The following is a 15,831-nucleotide window of genomic DNA, read 5'->3' as shown; positions in this document are numbered from 1 at the left end:
GAGAGCAGTACGCAAGATCTGCACCGCAAGATCTGCAAGGGACGCTTCGGCGTCCCTTCGTCGTTCTCGGCTTTTTCGCCTTTTCGTCGCCGGTTTTCCGTACGGCGGTTCCCGCTGCCCGCCGTGTGCCGTCGCCGCGCCGGACACCATGGCGGTCTCCGGTCACTTCCGTCTCGCGGTGCTCCCCAGCCCCTCGGTGTCGTCCTTACCGCATGATGTGCCCCTCCCCCTGCCCGGTGAAACCGACGGCATGCACGGCTCGGTGAACGGGAGGGGAACGGCGGCCGGTGCCCCGGGGACGTACCGGCCGCGCGGACGCCCGGAATGTTGCGGAAGGGGCGCCGGGAGCGGCCGGTAGAGTTCAAAGGCGTGCACCTGAAGAGTCTGACCCTGCGAGGCTTCAAGTCCTTCGCCTCCGCCACGACGCTCCGGTTCGAACCGGGCATCACCTGCGTCGTGGGCCCCAATGGTTCCGGCAAGTCCAATGTCGTGGACGCGCTGTCGTGGGTCATGGGGGAGCAGGGCGCCAAGTCGCTGCGCGGCGGCAAGATGGAGGACGTCATCTTCGCCGGGACGACCGGGCGGCCGCCGCTCGGCCGCGCCGAGGTCTCGCTGACGATCGACAACTCCGACGGGGCGCTGCCCATCGAGTACGCCGAAGTCACCCTGACCCGGATCATGTTCCGCAACGGCGGCAGCGAGTACCAGATTAACGGCGACACCTGCCGGCTGCTGGACATCCAGGAGCTGCTCTCCGACTCCGGCATCGGCCGCGAGATGCATGTGATCGTCGGCCAGGGGCAGCTCGACTCCGTGCTGCACGCCGATCCGATGGGCCGGCGGGCGTTCATCGAGGAGGCGGCGGGCGTCCTCAAGCACCGCAAGCGCAAGGAGAAGGCGCTGCGGAAGCTGGACGCGATGAAGGCCAACCTCGCCCGGGTCCAGGACCTGACCGACGAGCTGCGGCGGCAGCTGAAGCCGCTGGGCCGGCAGGCCGCGGTCGCCCGGCGCGCCGCCGTCATCCAAGCCGATCTGCGCGACGCCCGGCTGCGGCTGCTCGCCGACGACCTCGTCACGCTGCGCCGGGCGCTGGCCGCGGAGATCGCCGACGAGGCGGCGCTGAAGGCGCGCAAGGAGGCCGTGGAGGAGCGGCTGCGCACCGCCCGGCGGCGCGAGGCGGCGCTGGAGGCGGAGGTGCAGGCCCTCGCCCCGCGGCTGCAGCGGGCCCAGCAGACCTGGTACGCGCTGTCCCAGCTCGCCGAGCGGGTGCGCGGCACGGTGTCGCTGGCCGAGGCGCGGGTGCGCAGCGCCGCGGCGGCCCCGCCGGAGGAGCGGCGCGGCCGGGACCCCGAGGACCTGGAGCGGGAGGCCGCCCGGATCCGCGAGCAGGAGGCGGAGTTGAGCGCCGCGCTGGAGGCGGCCGCCCGGGCCCTGGACGACACCGTCGAGCACCGGGCCGCGCTGGAGCGGCAGTTGGCGGACGAGGAGCGGCGGCTGCGGGACGCCGCCCGGGCGCTGGCCGACCGGCGCGAGGGGCTGGCCCGGCTGAGCGGGCAGGTCACCGCCGCCCGCGGCCGGGCCGCGTCGGCGCAGGCGGAGATCGGCCGGCTGGCCGAGGCCCGGGACGGCGCCCGGAGCCGGGCGGTCGCGGCCCAGGAGGAGTATGAGCAGCTCAAGGCCGAGGTCGACGGGCTGGACGCGGACGACGAGGAGATCACCGGGCGGTACGAGGCGGCGCGGCGGGAGCTGGCGGAGGCCGAGTCCGCGCTGACCGCGGCGCGGGAGGCGCTGGCCGCGGCGGAGCGGGAGCGGGCCGCGACCGCCGCCCGGCACGACGCGCTGGCCCTCGGGCTGCGCCGCAAGGACGGCACCGGTGCGCTGCTGGCCGCCGCGGACCGGATCGGCGGGGTGCTCGGGCCGGCGGCCGAACTGCTGACCGTCACGCCGGGCTTCGAGGTGCCGGTGGCGGCCGCGCTGGGCGCCGCCGCCGACGCGGTCGCGGTCACCGACCCGGCCGCCGCGGCGGAGGCGCTGCGGCTGCTGCGCAAGGAGGACGCGGGGCGGGCGGCGATGGTGCTGGGCGGCAGCCGGCCGGCCCGGGTGCCGGCGCCGGCCCGGGCCCTGGAGGCCGAGGAGGCCGTGGCGGTGGCGGCCGCGGCGGAGGGCGCCGAGCGGACCGGCGGCGAGGCGGCCGCGGGGAACGGTGGGGCCGGGGGGCCGGGGACCGCCAGCGGTCCCGTGCCCGCTCATGAACTCGTCCATGGGCCACGGGAGTTGACCGCCTCGGTGGCCCGGCTGCTGCGCGAGGTGGTGGTCGTCGGGACGCTGGCGGAAGCCGAGGAGCTGGTGGCGGCGCGGCCGGAGCTGACCGCCGTCACCGCGGACGGCGATCTGCTGGGGGCGCACTTCGCCCAGGGCGGCTCGGCGGGGGCGCCGAGTCTGCTGGAGGTCCAGGCGTCCGTCGACGAGGCGGCGGCCGAGCTCACGGAGCTGGCGGCTCGCTGCGACGCGCTGGCCGCGGCCCGGCGGGCGGCGGAGGAGCGGCGTACGGAGTGTGCGGCGCTGGTCGAGGAGCTGGACGCCCGGCGGCGCGCGGCGGACCGGGAGAAGTCCAGGGTCGCCGGGGATCTGGGGCGGCTCGCCGGGCAGGCACGGGCCGCCGCGGGGGAGGCGGAACGATCCGCCGCGGCGGCCGCCCGGGCCGAGGAGGCGCTGGCGCGGGCCACCGAGGAGGCGGAGGAACTGGCCGCCCGGCTCGCCGCGGCCGAGGAGGACCCGGGCGCGGACGACGAGGAGCCCGACACCTCCGTCCGCGACCGGCTGGCCGCCGACGGCGCCAACGCCCGGCAGACCGAGATGGAGGCCCGGCTCCAGGCGCGGACGCACGAGGAGCGGGTCAAGGCGCTCGCCGGGCGGGCGGATGCGCTGGACCGCGCGGCCCGGACGGAGCGCGAGGCCCGCGCCCGGGCCGAGCGGCGGCGGGCCCGGCTGCGCCACGAGGCGGCGGTGGCCGGGGCGGTGGCCTCGGGCGCGCGGCAGCTGCTGGCGCACATCGAGGTGTCGGTGCTGCGGGCCGAGGAGGAGCGGGCCGCCGCGGAGCGTGCCAAGGACGAGCGGGAGCGGGCGCTGGCGGCCGGGCGCGAGCAGGGCCGGGAGCTGGTGGCCGAGCTGGACAAGCTGACCGACTCGGTGCACCGCGGCGAGGTGCTGGGCGCCGAGAAGCGGCTGCGCATCGAGCAGTTGGAGGGCCGGGCGCTGGAGGAGCTGGGCGTCGAACCGGCCGCGCTGGTCGCGGAGTACGGCCCCGACCAGCCCGTCCCCCCGTCGCCGCCGGCCGAGGGCGAGGAACTCCCCGACGCCCCTGACCACCCGCGGAACCGGCCGGTGCCCTACGACCGGGCCGCCCAGGAAAAGCGCCTCAAGGCCGCCGAGCGGGCGTACCAGCAGCTCGGGAAGGTGAACCCGCTCGCGCTGGAGGAGTTCGCGGCCCTGGAGGAGCGGCACCAGTTCCTCAGCGAGCAGCTTGAAGACTTGAAGAAGACCCGGGCCGACCTGCTGCGGGTGGTCAAGGAGGTCGACGAGCGGGTCGAGCAGGTCTTCACCGAGGCGTACCACGACACCGCGCGGGAGTTCGAGGGCGTCTTCGCGCGGCTCTTCCCGGGTGGCGAGGGCCGGCTGGTGCTGACCGACCCGGACGACATGCTGGCCACCGGGGTGGACGTGGAGGCGCGCCCGCCGGGCAAGAAGGTCAAGCGGCTCTCGCTGCTGTCCGGCGGCGAGCGGTCGCTGACCGCGGTGGCGCTGCTGGTGTCGATCTTCAAGGCGCGGCCCAGCCCGTTCTATGTGATGGACGAGGTCGAGGCGGCGCTGGACGACACCAATCTGCAGCGGCTGATCCGGATCATGGAGGAGCTGCAGGAGAGTTCGCAGCTGATCGTGATCACGCACCAGAAGCGGACGATGGAGGTCGCCGACGCGCTTTACGGCGTGTCGATGCAGGGCGACGGGGTCTCGAAGGTGATCAGCCAGCGGCTGCGCTGAGCCGGCCGGGCGGGCCCGCCGCGTGGTGCCCGCGTACCGCTCTTCTTCGCTCTCCGAAGATCAATTCAGAACTTGAATGGAAGGTGCTGCAGTCGGGTGAGGAATACGTCGGCTTCGAAGTATTGACTTCGAAACTTAAAGGCATAGTCTCTGCAACGTCGCTTTTACCTTCAAGTGGTGGGTGCCCCCGGCGTGTGCACCACTTGGAGGGCCAGCCCCCTACGCCCGGCAGCGCAGCCGGGCCACTGGAGTTCACGTTGACCAGCACCGCGCAGCCGACGGTCCCGGAAGGCCGCAAGGCCCAGCCGGACCACCTCGGCCATGTCATCTTCATCACCGCGGCTGCCGCGATGGGCGGCTTTCTCTTCGGATACGACAGCTCCGTCATCAACGGCGCCGTCGAGGCGATCCGCGGCCGCTACGAGGTCGGGTCCGCCGTCCTCGCGCAGGTCATCGCCATCGCCCTGATCGGCTGCGCGGTCGGTGCCGCCACCGCCGGCCGGATCGCCGACCGGATCGGCCGGATCCGGGTCATGCAGATCGCCGCGGTGCTCTTCACCATCAGCGCCATCGGCTCCGCGCTGCCGTTCGCCCTGTGGGACCTGGCGATGTGGCGCGTGCTGGGCGGTATCGCGATCGGCATGGCCTCGGTCATCGGCCCGGCCTACATCGCCGAGGTCTCGCCGCCCGCCTACCGCGGCCGGCTCGGCTCCTTCCAGCAGGCTGCGATCGTCATCGGCATCGCCGTCTCCCAGCTCGTCAACTGGGGCATCCTCAACCTCGCCGACGGCCAGCAGCGCGGCAAGATCGGCGGCATCGAAGCCTGGCAGTGGATGCTCGGCGTGATGGTCATCCCCGCCGTCCTCTACGGTCTGCTCTCCTTCGCGATCCCCGAGTCGCCGCGCTTCCTGATCTCCGTCGGCCGGATCGACCGTGCCAAGGAGGTGCTCGGCGAGGTCGAGGGCCGGGCCGTGGACCTCGACGCCCGGGTCGCCGAGATCCAGGACGCCATGCGCCGTGAGCACAAGTCGACCTTCCGGGACCTGCTCGGCGGCAAGGGCGGCTTCCTGCCGATCGTCTGGGTCGGCATCGGCCTCTCCGTCTTCCAGCAGCTGGTCGGCATCAACGTCGCCTTCTACTACTCCTCGACGCTGTGGCAGTCGGTCGGCATCAACCCGGAGAGCTCGTTCTTCTACAGCTTCACCACCTCGATCATCAACATCATCGGCACCGTGATCGCGATGATCTTCGTCGACCGGATCGGGCGCCGTCCGCTGGCACTGATCGGCTCGGCCGGTATGGCCGTCGCGCTCGCGCTGGAGGCGTGGGCCTTCTCCGCCAAGACCGCGGCCGGCACCCTGCCGTCGATGGAGGGCACCGTGGCCCTGATCGCCGCGCACGGTTTCGTCCTCTTCTTCGCGCTCTCCTGGGGCGTCGTCGTCTGGGTCTTCCTCGGCGAGATGTTCCCCAACAAGATCCGTGCCGCCGCGCTGGGCGTCGCCGCCTCCGCGCAGTGGATCGCCAACTGGGCGATCACGGCCAGCTTCCCCAGCCTCTCGGACTGGAACCTGTCCGGCACCTACGTGATCTACATGGTCTTCGCTCTGCTCTCGATCCCCTTCGTGCTGAAGTACGTCAAGGAGACCAAGGGCAAGGCGTTGGAGGAGATGGGCTAACCTCCCCGCCAGTCCACTCCTCAGTTCTCGCTGCTGCCCCGGCTCACCCGAGCCGGGGCAGCGGTGGTTTCCGCGCCCGGCACACCCCACGTGCCCCGGCCCGGGAGCGGGCTGCCGTCGGGTATCTCCATCCAGCGCCGGGGCGGCCAGATCTCCAGGGCCTCGCCGGCCGCCGCCCGCAGCGGCCCGGCGTCGAAGACCGTGACCGTCTCGGGCACCTGCTCCTCCGGCCACTCGACCACCAACCGGGTGGCGCCGGCGGGCGGCAACTGCGAGAGATGCAGCTCCAGTTCGTGGTGGAACGCGCCGCCGGTGCCGCCGCGCAGCCGGAACGCCGGGCCGGACGGTCCGGCCGCCGGCCAGGGCGGGCCGTCGAGCGTGGTGACCTTCCGCCCGTCGGCCAGCAGCAGACCGCAGCGCAGCGACCCGCCGCCCGGCCGCCCGTACGGCGAGGAGCGGCCGCCGGGCCGGATCCGCCGCAGGAACACCGACAGCCGCATCGTCACCGACCGCGGCCACACCTCCCAGCCGGTGAGCAGGATCCGCACGTCCGGACCGGCGCCGGCCTCGGCGACCTGCGCGAGGCGCGCAGGGACGAACCACTGGGACGGTGCGAACTCCTCGTCCCCGGCGGGCGCGTAGGGACTCAACTCCAGGGTCTCGTCAGGGGGTTCGGGCGGGGGAGGGGAAGCGGGCAGACCGTCGAAGAAGCTCATGCCCCGATCGTGACACCCGCCACTGACAACCGGCCGCGCCGCGGCCGCCGCCCCGCCGGCTCAGCCCGCCAGCCGCGGCAGCACCTGCTCCGCGAACAGCTTCAGCGACCGCCAGCCCTCCTCGACCGGCATCCCGCCGCACAGCGGATGCAGTATCAACGCGCCCCGGGCGCCGTCCTCCTGGGCCAGCGCGACGCAGTCGTCCGGCGTGAGGATCCGGTACACGCCCTCCTCGCGCAGCTCCTCGGCGTCCCGCGCGGCGGAGCGCACCGCGGAGTGCGTCCCGGCGGCCTGCCAGGCCGCGTACCGCTGCGCCTCGTACAGCAGATGACGGCCGTGCTCGGCCCAACCGCGGTCCGGGTCCTCGGAGAGGTGCAGCAGACAGGTGCGCGGCGGCGGCTGCAGCACCCAGCCCTCGGTCCCGGCGGCGGCGCACCGCTCGTGGTAGTAGCGCTCCAGTTCCGGCAGGTGGGCGCTGGGGAAGAGCGGCAGCCCCAGCCGGGCGGCGCGCCGGGCCGCGGGCCGCGAGGAGCCCCCGACGAGCAGCGCCGGATGCGGCCGGGTGTACGGGCGCGGGGTGACCCGGACGGTGCGTCCCCGGTAGCGGAACGGTTCGCCGGTCCAGGCGTCCAGGAGCGCCTGGAGGACCTCGTCCTGGAGGGCGCCGCGGTCCCGCCACTCCTTGCCGTGTGCCGCGTACTCCTCGGGCCGGTAACCGAGGCCGGCGACGGTGATCAGCCGGCCGGCGCCGAGCAGGTCGAGCACGGCGATGTCCTCGGCCAGCCGCAGCGGGTCGTGCAGCGGGGTGATCATGGCGGAGACGGTGACGCCGATCCGGCGGGTGCTGCCGAGGACCGCGCCCGCGAAGGCGAGCGGGGAGGGCATCCAGCCGTTGTCGGTGGCGTGGTGCTCCTCGGTCTGGATCATGCCCAGGCCGTGGTCGTCGGCGTAGCGGGCCATCTCGACGGCGGCCCGGTAGCGGGCGGAGAGTTCCGTGGGCCCGCCCGGTGGGCCCGCGAGGTTGAAGCGCAGGACCGTGGTGGGTGCGGTGTGACCGGCGGACATGACAGGGTCCCCTTCGCCTGAGCAGGTGGCGAAGGGGACCGTAGCTGACGATACGTCAGCCCACCAGGGTCATGGTCGGGAACCGGCCGCGGATCAGCCGGCCTCGACGGCCTGCCGGGCGTCGTCGGCCGCCGGCGCCGGGGTCACGTTCTCCCGGGCCGCGGGCAGCGCCGCGAAGACCACCGCGGCGATCAGGATGGTGGCCGCCCAGCCCAGGCCGTTCTCGCCGATCCAGGTGCCGGCCAGCGGGCCCGCGAACCACTGCACCTTGGTGAAGCACAGCCCCGCGGCCAGCGCGACCGCCCAGGCCGTCAGGGCCTGCCAGCAGAAACCGCCCTGGTACCAGTAGCGGCTGGTCCGGCCGATCGTCATCAGGCTCTCCGCGTCGTAGCGGACGGCCTTCTTGCGGCGGCGCACCATGTCGATGCCGTAGACGCCGATCCAGGCGGAGAACGAGACGCCCAGCAGCGTCAGGAAGGCGATGAACTGGCCGACGAAGTCCTTGGCCACCAGCATCATGAACAGCCCGCCGATCAGGCTGATCGCGGCGTTGATGCTGACCGCCAGGGCGCGCGGCAGCTTGACGCCCATGGTCTGCGCGGTGAAGCCCGCGGAGTACATCGACAGGCTGTTGATCAGCATCATGCCGATCAGCGCGGTGATCAGGTACGGGATCGCGATGGCCGACGGCAGCACCTCGCCGAGGAAGGACATCGGGTCGGTGTTCTGATTGGCCAGCTCCGGGTTGGAGACGGCCATCACGCCGCCCATGACCACCATCGGGACGAGCACCAGGGCGGCACCCGAGACGGTCGTACCGACGATCTTCCGGCCGGAGGCGGAGTGCGGCAGGTAGCGCGCGAAGTCCGGGCCGGTGGGCACCCAGCTGAGGCCGCCGGCCGCGATGGTGCCGACGCCCGCGATCATCATCGCGCCGCTGCCCGGCGACTTGGCGAAGATCGCGCCCCACGGCATCTCGACGATCAGGTAGATCAGGACGACGACGCTGATGAGGCTGAAGAGGTACGTGGAGTACTTGTTGCAGACGTTGAGCGCCTTGCGGCCCATCCCGCTGACCAGGAAGGTGCACGCGACGAAGCCCAGCAGGGTCACCACGACCAGGAAGTTGTTGGTCTTGATGCCGAAGACCAGGCGGAGCACGGTCAGGATCGCGTAGGCGCCGCTGACCGCGTTGATCGTCTCCCAGCCGAAGCGGGCGACCCACAGGACCGCGCCCGGGAAGTAGTTGCCGCGCACGCCGAAGGCGGCCCGGGAGAGCATCGCGCCCGGCGCGCCGCCCCACTTCCCGGAGACCGACAGCAGGCCGACGATCCCGAACGAGATGGTCGAGGCGATCGCGGCGACGACCAGGACCTGCCAGAAGTTCAGGCCGTTGTTGATCACCAGGGAGGCGCCCATGGTGAGCAGCAGCACGCTGATGTTGGCCGCCACCCAGGTCGGGAAGAGTTCGCGGACCCGCCCTCGGCGCTCATGGTCGGGAACCGGCTCGATTCCGCGGGTTTCGACGGCGCCGTCGACTTCCGGGGTGGACGTGGGTGCGGAAGTGGTGCTGGTGCCCATGGGTGCAGCTGTCTCCGTGCGGGGGTCTGGGGAGCACCCCCGGGGGAGGAGGTGCAGGCAGCGGCTGTGGTGCCTGGCCAGAAAGTGGTTGCCAGGACTCTACGCGCGTTGCGCGGCCGCTCACCATCGTACTTTGATCCAACTTCGGTCGGTCCGCCCCCTTGGACTCCCTGACGATGACACGAAACCCCCGGTCCTGTCGATGAATCCAGTCACATCCCCCTGATCAGGACATACGAGACGCTTTCGATGACTCTGAAGGGAACCGGAGGCGCCTCTTCCGCACCGTCGCCGCCCTCCGGAGCCCCGTAGCGGACCCTTCGGAGAGACGCATGTCTCGTTTGAGCGCCCCTCCGCGGGCCGCCACGAAGAGGGACGGGGCCGGATGCGGGGCGGGATATCGACGCCCCGGGCATGACGCACCGGAATTGGTGCAAGGTGATTCCGATGAACGACAGCGACCACCCGCAGGAGGCCGATGTGCCCGGCAAGACGTGCCAGTGGTGCCAGGGCACCGGCTATGTGTCCCAGGCCCTGGCCTACGCCCCCGGCGTCGACCCGTTCCGGGGCCCCCACGAGACCGTCCAGAGGGCCGGCGACTGCCGGCACTGCCGGGGATCGGGGACGTACGACTCCCACCGCGACCCCACACTGGAGCGCTGGCGGACGGAGCAGCACAGGGAGTCCTGAGGCGGAGCACCGGGAGGCCCCGGGGACCCGGCGCGCCTCACGGGGCCCGGCGCGGGCCCCCGGGCGCGTGCGGCCGTCCCCCGCCGGCCGTGGCTGATACTGGAGGGGTTATGGAAACCGTCATCCTTGCTGTAGTCATCGCCGTGGTCGTGCTCGGCGCGATCAGCGGGCTCGTCGTCAGCGGCCGCAGAAAGAAGCAGCTGCCGCCGCCCCCGCCGGCCGCGCCCCAGCCCTCCGTCACCGCGCCCCCCGCCGAACCGCAGGTCGGCGAGGAGGCCGAGACCCCCAGCGACGAAGAACGTCGCACCATCGAAGAAGTAGAGCTGCCCGCCGCCGAGGCCGAGGCACCCGTCGCCGAGCCGGCGGCGCCCGCGGCGCCCGCCGTCGAGGTCCCCGAGCCGACCGCCGGCCGCCTGGTCCGGCTGCGCGCCCGGCTCGCCCGCTCCCAGAACACCCTCGGCAAGGGTCTGCTGACCCTGCTCTCCCGCGAGCACCTCGACGAGGAGACCTGGGAGGAGATCGAGGACACCCTCCTCACCGCCGACGTCGGCGTCGCCCCCACCCAGGAACTGGTCGAGCGGCTCCGCGAGCGGGTCAAGGTCCTGGGCACCCGTACCCCCGAGGACCTGCGCCGGCTGCTCCGCGAGGAGCTGCTCACCCTCATCGGCACCGACGCCGACCGCACCGTGCACACCGCCAACGGCGTCGGCAACGGCGGCGACGAGATCCCCGGCGTCGTGATGGTCGTCGGCGTCAACGGGACCGGCAAGACCACCACCACCGGCAAGCTCGCCCGCGTCCTGGTGGCCGACGGCAAGTCCGTGGTGCTCGGCGCCGCCGACACCTTCCGCGCCGCCGCCGCCGACCAGCTCCAGACCTGGGGCGAGCGGGTCGGCGCCCGTACCGTCCGCGGCCCCGAGGGCGGCGACCCGGCGTCCATCGCCTTCGACGCGGTCAAGGAGGGCATCGCCGAGTCCGCCGACGTCGTCCTGATCGACACCGCGGGCCGGCTGCACACCAAGACCGGCCTGATGGACGAGCTCGGCAAGGTCAAGCGGGTCGTCGAGAAGCACGGCCCGGTCGGCGAGGTGCTGCTCGTCCTCGACGCCACCACCGGCCAGAACGGCCTGGTGCAGGCGCGGGTCTTCGCCGAGGTCGTGGACATCACCGGTGTGGTGCTCACCAAGCTCGACGGCACCGCCAAGGGCGGCATCATCATCGCCGTCCAGCGCGAACTGGGCGTGCCGGTCAAGCTGGTCGGCCTGGGCGAGGGCCCGGACGACCTGGCGCCGTTCGAGCCCGAGGCGTTCGTGGACGCGCTGATCGACTGAGCCGGCCGGCCGATCCGGCGGCACGGCGTGACGGCGGCGGCCCCCGGTATCCGTATTGCGCGGATACCGGGGGCCGCCGCCGTTCCCGTAGGGCGACGGAGCCCGGGCGGGCCGGAGCCCCGGCGGGCGAGGCGGTGCGGCGTCCCGGCGCTCAGCACACCGCGGGCCGGGCCGCGGCGGAGCCCGCCCGGCCGCCCGCCGCCCGGCTGCACACATACGCCAGCGCCCCCAGCAGCAGCCGGGCCTGCGGCGGCCGGCCCGCGGTGTCCAGGGTCGGCGGGCGCAGCCAGCGCATCGGCCCGTGCCCGCCCACGTCGGACGGCGGCGCGGTGATGTGGTCACCGGGGCCCAGCGGACGCAGATCCAGATCCGCGTCGTCCCACCCCATGCGGTAGAGGAGGTCGGGGAGCGCGGCGGCCGCCCCCGGCGCGACGAAGAACAGCGCGCGCCCCGTCGGCGCGGCGGCCACCGGCCCCAGCGGCAGCCCCATCCGCTCCAGCCGCACCAGCGCGGTCCGGCCCGCGCCCTCCGGTACGTCGAGGACGTCGAAGCTCCGGCCCACCGGGAGCAGCACCGCCGCGCCCGGCGTCTCCGCCCAGGCCGCCACCGCCCTCTCCAGCGTCGCCCCGGCCGCCAACTCCCGGCCGAAGGAGAGCGGATGGGCCCCCGGCGCCGGGCAGTCCGCGGCCCCGCACGAGCACTCCGTCCGGCCGCCGGCCCGCACCGCACGGGCCCCCGGGACGACGTCCCACCCCCACAGGCCCGTGTACTCCGCCACCGCGGTGCCCCCGGCCGAGTGGGTGCGGCGGCGCGTCCCGGGACGGAGGTCCCGGAGGGCGCCGATCGTGAAGCCCATGCCCCCTCCAACGGGTGGTGCGTACGAGTGGTGACGGGTCGGGGAGTTGACGAGGAGACGGTTCTTCACTCTGGTGTTCACGCTCCGTCGGCGGTTCGCATGACCGGTGGTGTGCCGTCGTGCGCCGGGTGGTGCGGTGCGGCGCGCACGCCCTGGTGTGCTCCGCTCCGCCCGGCCCCGCACGACCTGTGTCAAGTCAATCGCGAGAGGCTGCCGGGGAGTTCCGTCGAAGGGGTGGCGAATGGTGGCGTTTCCGCAATCGACCTCCCGGCGGGCGTGATCGTAGGATTACTTTCGGTGCACGATCCCGGAGGGGCAACCTTCGTACGGGTATGCCCGTGGCAAGACGTGTGAAGGCCGCGGCCGAGGTGTGGCCGGAATCCGCGGTCGGGTAGATGTACCGCGGAACGGGCGCCGCAACAGGCGGCATCCTGTGGGGGGTTCGCGGCGAAGCGCTATCGGAAGGGGGGCATCCCTGTGGGCGGCACGGACGACACCGCCGGCTCCACCAGCATGGGCGGCACCGATGCCGTCAAGCGTCCCAACGCGCAGTTGGGCTCGTGGTTCATGCGCAGCGGCTGGTCCAAGGGCGAGCTGGCGCGGCAGGTCAACCGCCGGGCGCGCCAGATGGGCGCCCACCACGTCAGCACCGACACCTCCCGGGTGCGCCGCTGGCTGGACGGCGAGCAGCCCCGCGAGCCCATCCCGCGGATCCTCTCCGAACTCTTCTCCGAACGCTTCGGCTGTGTCGTCGGCGTCGAGGAGCTGGGACTGCGCCCGGCGCACCGGTCCCCGTCCGTCTCCGGCGTGGACCTCCCGTGGGCCGGGCCCCAAACCGTCGACCTCATCAGCGAGTTCACCCGCAGCGACCTGATGCTGGCCCGCCGCGGCTTCCTCGGGACCTCCCTCGCGCTGGCCGCCGGCCCCACCCTCATCGAGCCGATGCAGCGCTGGCTGGTGCCGGTGCCCGCCGGCCCGGGCGAGGCCGCCGCCCAGCCCGACCGGGCCCGCCGCCCGGCCCGCCTCTCCCGCCCCGAGATGGAGCTGCTGGAGGCCACCACCGCGATGTTCCGGCAGTGGGACGCCCAGTGCGGCGGCGGCCTGCGCCGCAAGGCGGTGGTCGGCCAGCTCCACGAGGTCACCGACCTCCTCCAGGAACCCCAGCAGCCGGACGTCGCCAGGCGGCTGTTCAAGGTCGCCGCCGAACTCGCCGAACTCGCCGGCTGGATGAGCTACGACATCGGCCTCCAGCCGACCGCCCAGAAGTACTTCGTGCTCGCCCTGCACGCCGCCAAAGAGGCCGGCGACCGCCCCCTGGGCTCGTACGTCCTCTCCAGCATGAGCCGGCAGATGATCCACCTCGGCCGGCCCGACGACGCGCTGGAACTGATCCACCTCGCCCAGTACGGCAGCCGGGAGACCGCCACCCCCCGCACCCAGGCGATGCTGTATGCGATGGAGGCCCGCGCCTACGCCGGCATGGGCCAGCCCAGCAAGGTCAAGCGGGCGGTCCGGATGGCCGAGGACACCTTCTCCGACATCGCCCCCGGCGAGGCCGACCCGGACTGGATCCGCTTCTTCTCCGAGGCCGAGCTCAACGCCGAGAACGCCCACTCCTACCGCGACCTCGCCTATGTGGCCGGCCGCAGCCCCACCTATGCCTCGCTTGCGGAACCGGTCATGCAGCGCGCCGTTGAACTCTTCGCCAAGGACCCCGAGCACCAGCGCTCCTACGCGCTCAACCTCATCGGGATGGCCACCGTCCACCTCCTCCAGAAGGAGCCCGAGGCATGCGCCGCGATGGCCCAGCAGGCGATACCGTTCGCCCGCCAGGTCCGCTCCGAACGGGTCAACACCCGGCTGCGCAAAACGGTGGACACCGCGGTCCGGGAGTTCGGCACCGTCGCCGAGGTGATCCACCTCGGCGACGAGCTCTCCCGCCAGCTCCCGGAGACCGCCGCCGCGGGCTGACGGACCGCCCACCGACGACGTCGGAGTTCACCGGGGCGTAACACGCGGGCCCACTTCGTCACCCCGGTGAAACACCCGCAAGGTTTGGCCGAAACGGCGCCGCGACACCCTCATCGCGAAGCCGGCCCACCCCACACCCGCACGGGCCGCATCGACGACGAGGAGACGCCGATGCCCCCAGGCATCCTTACGCTCGCAGACGGCCTCGCGGAGAAAGCCACGCTCAGCCCCGCCAACACCGGGTTCATGCTCATCTGCTCCGCACTGGTGATGCTGATGACCCCCGGCCTGGCCTTCTTCTACGGCGGCATGGTCCGGGTCAAGAGCGTCCTGAACATGCTGATGATGAGCTTCATCAGCCTGGGCATCGTCACCGTCCTGTGGGTGCTCTACGGCTTCGGGCTCGCCTTCGGCACCGACACCGGCGGCGTCATCGGCTGGAACGCCGACTTCGCCGGCTTCGGCCACATCGGCCTCACCCAGCTCTGGGGCACCACCACCATCCCCGTCTACGTCTTCGCCGTCTTCCAGCTGATGTTCGCGGTGATCACCCCCGCGCTGATCAGCGGCGCCCTCGCCGACCGCGTGAAGTTCACCGCCTGGGCGCTGTTTGCCGCGCTGTGGGTGACCGTCGTCTACTTCCCCGTCGCCCACTGGGTGTGGGCCGACGGCGGCTGGCTCTTCAAGCTCGGCGTGATCGACTTCGCCGGCGGCACCGCCGTCCACATCAACGCCGGCGCCGCGGCGCTCGCCGTGATCCTCGTCGTCGGCCGGCGCATCGGCTTCAAGAAGGACCCGATGCGGCCGCACAGCCTGCCGCTGGTGATGCTCGGCGCCGGCCTGCTGTGGTTCGGCTGGTTCGGCTTCAACGCCGGCTCCTGGCTCAACAACGACGACGGCGTCGCCGCGGTCGCCTTCGTCAACACCCAGGTCGCCACCGCCGCCGCGATGCTCGGCTGGCTCGCCTACGAAAAGCTCCGGCACGGCTCGTTCACCACCCTCGGCGCCGCCTCCGGCGCGGTCGCCGGACTCGTCGCCATCACCCCCGCCTGCGGCGCGGTCAGCCCGCTCGGCGCGATCGCGGTCGGCGTGATCGCCGGAGTGCTGTGCGCCATGGCCGTCGGCCTCAAGTACAAGTTCGGCTACGACGACTCCCTGGACGTCGTCGGCGTCCACCTCGTCGGCGGCGTCGTCGGCTCGCTGCTGATCGGGCTGTTCGCCACCGGCGGCGTACAGAGCGACGCCAAGGGCCTCCTCTACGGGGGCGGCTTCGGCCAGCTCGGCAAACAGGCCGTCGGCGTGGCCGCCGTCCTGCTGTACTCGCTCATCGTCTCCTACGTCCTTGCCAAGGCCATCGACCTGGTGATGGGCTTCCGGGTCGGCGAGGACGAGGAGATCAGCGGCGTCGACCAGGCCGCACACGCCGAGACCGCGTACGACTTCGCCGGCGCGGGCGGCGGCACGGCGGCCCGCAGGACCACGGCACTCGGCGAGACCCTGACCAGGAAGGTGGACGCGTGAAGCTCATCACGGCGGTAATCAAGCCGCACCGGCTCGACGAGGTGAAGGAAGCCCTGCACGACTTCGGGGTGCACGGCCTCACCGTCACCGAGGCCAGCGGATACGGACGGCAGCGCGGGCACACCGAGGTGTACCGGGGCGCCGAGTACACCGTCGACCTCGTCCCCAAGATCCGGATCGAGGTGCTCGTCGAGGACACCGACGCCGAGGAGCTGGTGGAGGTGGTCGTCAAGGCCGCCCGCACCGGCAAGATCGGTGACGGCAAGGTGTGGAGCGTCCCCGTCGAGACGGCCGTACGGGTGCGCACCGGGGAGCGCGGACCCGACGCGCTGTGAGCCGCCGGCCGGGGGCGGCGGGCGGCGGCGGCCGCACCGCGGGGACCG

Annotated in this window: 11 protein-coding genes; 7 read left to right on the top strand and 4 right to left on the bottom strand. The window is 72.9% G+C overall.

What is annotated here, in order from left to right:
- Nucleotides 1-369 precede the first annotated feature (369 nt).
- A complete protein-coding gene (locus ACRAS8_RS10480; RefSeq protein WP_438485670.1) occupies nt 370-4,041 on the top strand; it encodes a chromosome segregation SMC family protein in 3,672 nt (1,223 codons plus the stop codon).
- Nucleotides 4,042-4,298: 257 nt separating this feature from the next.
- A complete protein-coding gene (locus tag ACRAS8_RS10475; RefSeq protein WP_438485669.1) occupies nt 4,299-5,717 on the top strand; it encodes a sugar porter family MFS transporter in 1,419 nt (472 codons plus the stop codon).
- A gap of 20 nt (nt 5,718-5,737) precedes the next feature.
- On the opposite strand, the gene ACRAS8_RS10470 is transcribed toward ACRAS8_RS10475, so the two are convergent.
- From ACRAS8_RS10470 to ACRAS8_RS10460, 3 genes are all read right to left on the bottom strand, one after another.
- A complete protein-coding gene (locus tag ACRAS8_RS10470; protein WP_438485668.1) occupies nt 5,738-6,433 on the bottom strand; it encodes a hypothetical protein in 696 nt (231 codons plus the stop codon).
- A gap of 60 nt (nt 6,434-6,493) precedes the next feature.
- Complete coding sequence (locus ACRAS8_RS10465; protein WP_438485667.1) at nt 6,494-7,498, bottom strand: LLM class flavin-dependent oxidoreductase; 1,005 nt, start codon at nt 7,496-7,498, stop codon at nt 6,494-6,496.
- 93 nt (nt 7,499-7,591) lie between these two features.
- A complete protein-coding gene (locus ACRAS8_RS10460) occupies nt 7,592-9,079 on the bottom strand; it encodes a purine-cytosine permease family protein (protein ID WP_438485666.1) in 1,488 nt (495 codons plus the stop codon).
- Nucleotides 9,080-9,526: 447 nt separating this feature from the next.
- On the opposite strand from ACRAS8_RS10460, the gene ACRAS8_RS10455 reads away from it, so the two are divergent.
- Entirely contained in the window at nt 9,527-9,769 is a 243-nt protein-coding gene (locus ACRAS8_RS10455; protein WP_438485665.1) for a hypothetical protein, read from the top strand.
- A gap of 110 nt (nt 9,770-9,879) precedes the next feature.
- Nucleotides 9,880-11,100 (top strand): signal recognition particle-docking protein FtsY, encoded by a 1,221-nt coding sequence (ftsY, locus tag ACRAS8_RS10450; protein ID WP_438485664.1) that lies wholly within the window; start codon nt 9,880-9,882, stop codon nt 11,098-11,100.
- 151 nt (nt 11,101-11,251) lie between these two features.
- Here the strand turns inward: ftsY and ACRAS8_RS10445 are convergent, their stop codons facing one another.
- A complete protein-coding gene (locus ACRAS8_RS10445) occupies nt 11,252-11,956 on the bottom strand; it encodes a bifunctional DNA primase/polymerase (RefSeq protein ID WP_438485663.1) in 705 nt (234 codons plus the stop codon).
- A 513-nt stretch (nt 11,957-12,469) separates the two neighbouring features.
- Between ACRAS8_RS10445 and nsdA the strand changes: the two genes are divergently transcribed.
- The 3 genes from nsdA (at nt 12,470) to ACRAS8_RS10430 (ending at nt 15,783) form a co-directional block, all read left to right on the top strand.
- Nucleotides 12,470-13,927 carry a transcriptional repressor NsdA gene (gene nsdA / locus ACRAS8_RS10440; RefSeq protein WP_438490413.1) on the top strand — a complete coding sequence of 486 codons (1,458 nt, stop codon included), beginning with the start codon at nt 12,470-12,472 and terminating at the stop codon, nt 13,925-13,927.
- Between the two features lie 171 nt (nt 13,928-14,098).
- On the top strand, nt 14,099-15,448 hold the full coding sequence (locus ACRAS8_RS10435; protein WP_438485662.1) for an ammonium transporter: 1,350 nt from the start codon (nt 14,099-14,101) through the stop codon (nt 15,446-15,448).
- Nucleotides 15,445-15,783, top strand: a complete 339-nt coding sequence (locus ACRAS8_RS10430) for a P-II family nitrogen regulator (RefSeq protein WP_438485661.1) — start codon at nt 15,445-15,447, stop codon at nt 15,781-15,783. The genes ACRAS8_RS10435 and ACRAS8_RS10430 overlap by 4 nt, the downstream gene beginning before the upstream one ends.
- The last annotated feature ends 48 nt before the right edge of the window (nt 15,784-15,831 follow it).

Origin of the sequence: Streptomyces sp. S186 (assembly GCF_051603415.1) — a bacterium.
GTDB lineage: Bacteria > Actinomycetota > Actinomycetes > Streptomycetales > Streptomycetaceae > Streptomyces.
This window is presented reverse-complemented; position numbering and strand designations above follow the sequence as displayed.

Excerpts from the sequence above, each read along its gene's own strand:
- ACRAS8_RS10465 (WP_438485667.1), bottom strand. The coding sequence starts at position 7,498 with ATGTCCGCCGGTCACACCGCACCCACCACGGTCCTGCGCTTCAACCTC.
- ftsY (WP_438485664.1), top strand. The coding sequence starts at position 9,880 with ATGGAAACCGTCATCCTTGCTGTAGTCATCGCCGTGGTCGTGCTCGGC.
- nsdA (WP_438490413.1), top strand. The coding sequence starts at position 12,470 with ATGGGCGGCACCGATGCCGTCAAGCGTCCCAACGCGCAGTTGGGCTCG.
- ACRAS8_RS10455 (WP_438485665.1), top strand. The coding sequence starts at position 9,527 with ATGAACGACAGCGACCACCCGCAGGAGGCCGATGTGCCCGGCAAGACG.
- ACRAS8_RS10435 (WP_438485662.1), top strand. The coding sequence starts at position 14,099 with ATGCCCCCAGGCATCCTTACGCTCGCAGACGGCCTCGCGGAGAAAGCC.
- ACRAS8_RS10460 (WP_438485666.1), bottom strand. The coding sequence starts at position 9,079 with ATGGGCACCAGCACCACTTCCGCACCCACGTCCACCCCGGAAGTCGAC.
- ACRAS8_RS10445 (WP_438485663.1), bottom strand. The coding sequence starts at position 11,956 with ATGGGCTTCACGATCGGCGCCCTCCGGGACCTCCGTCCCGGGACGCGC.
- ACRAS8_RS10470 (WP_438485668.1), bottom strand. The coding sequence starts at position 6,433 with ATGAGCTTCTTCGACGGTCTGCCCGCTTCCCCTCCCCCGCCCGAACCC.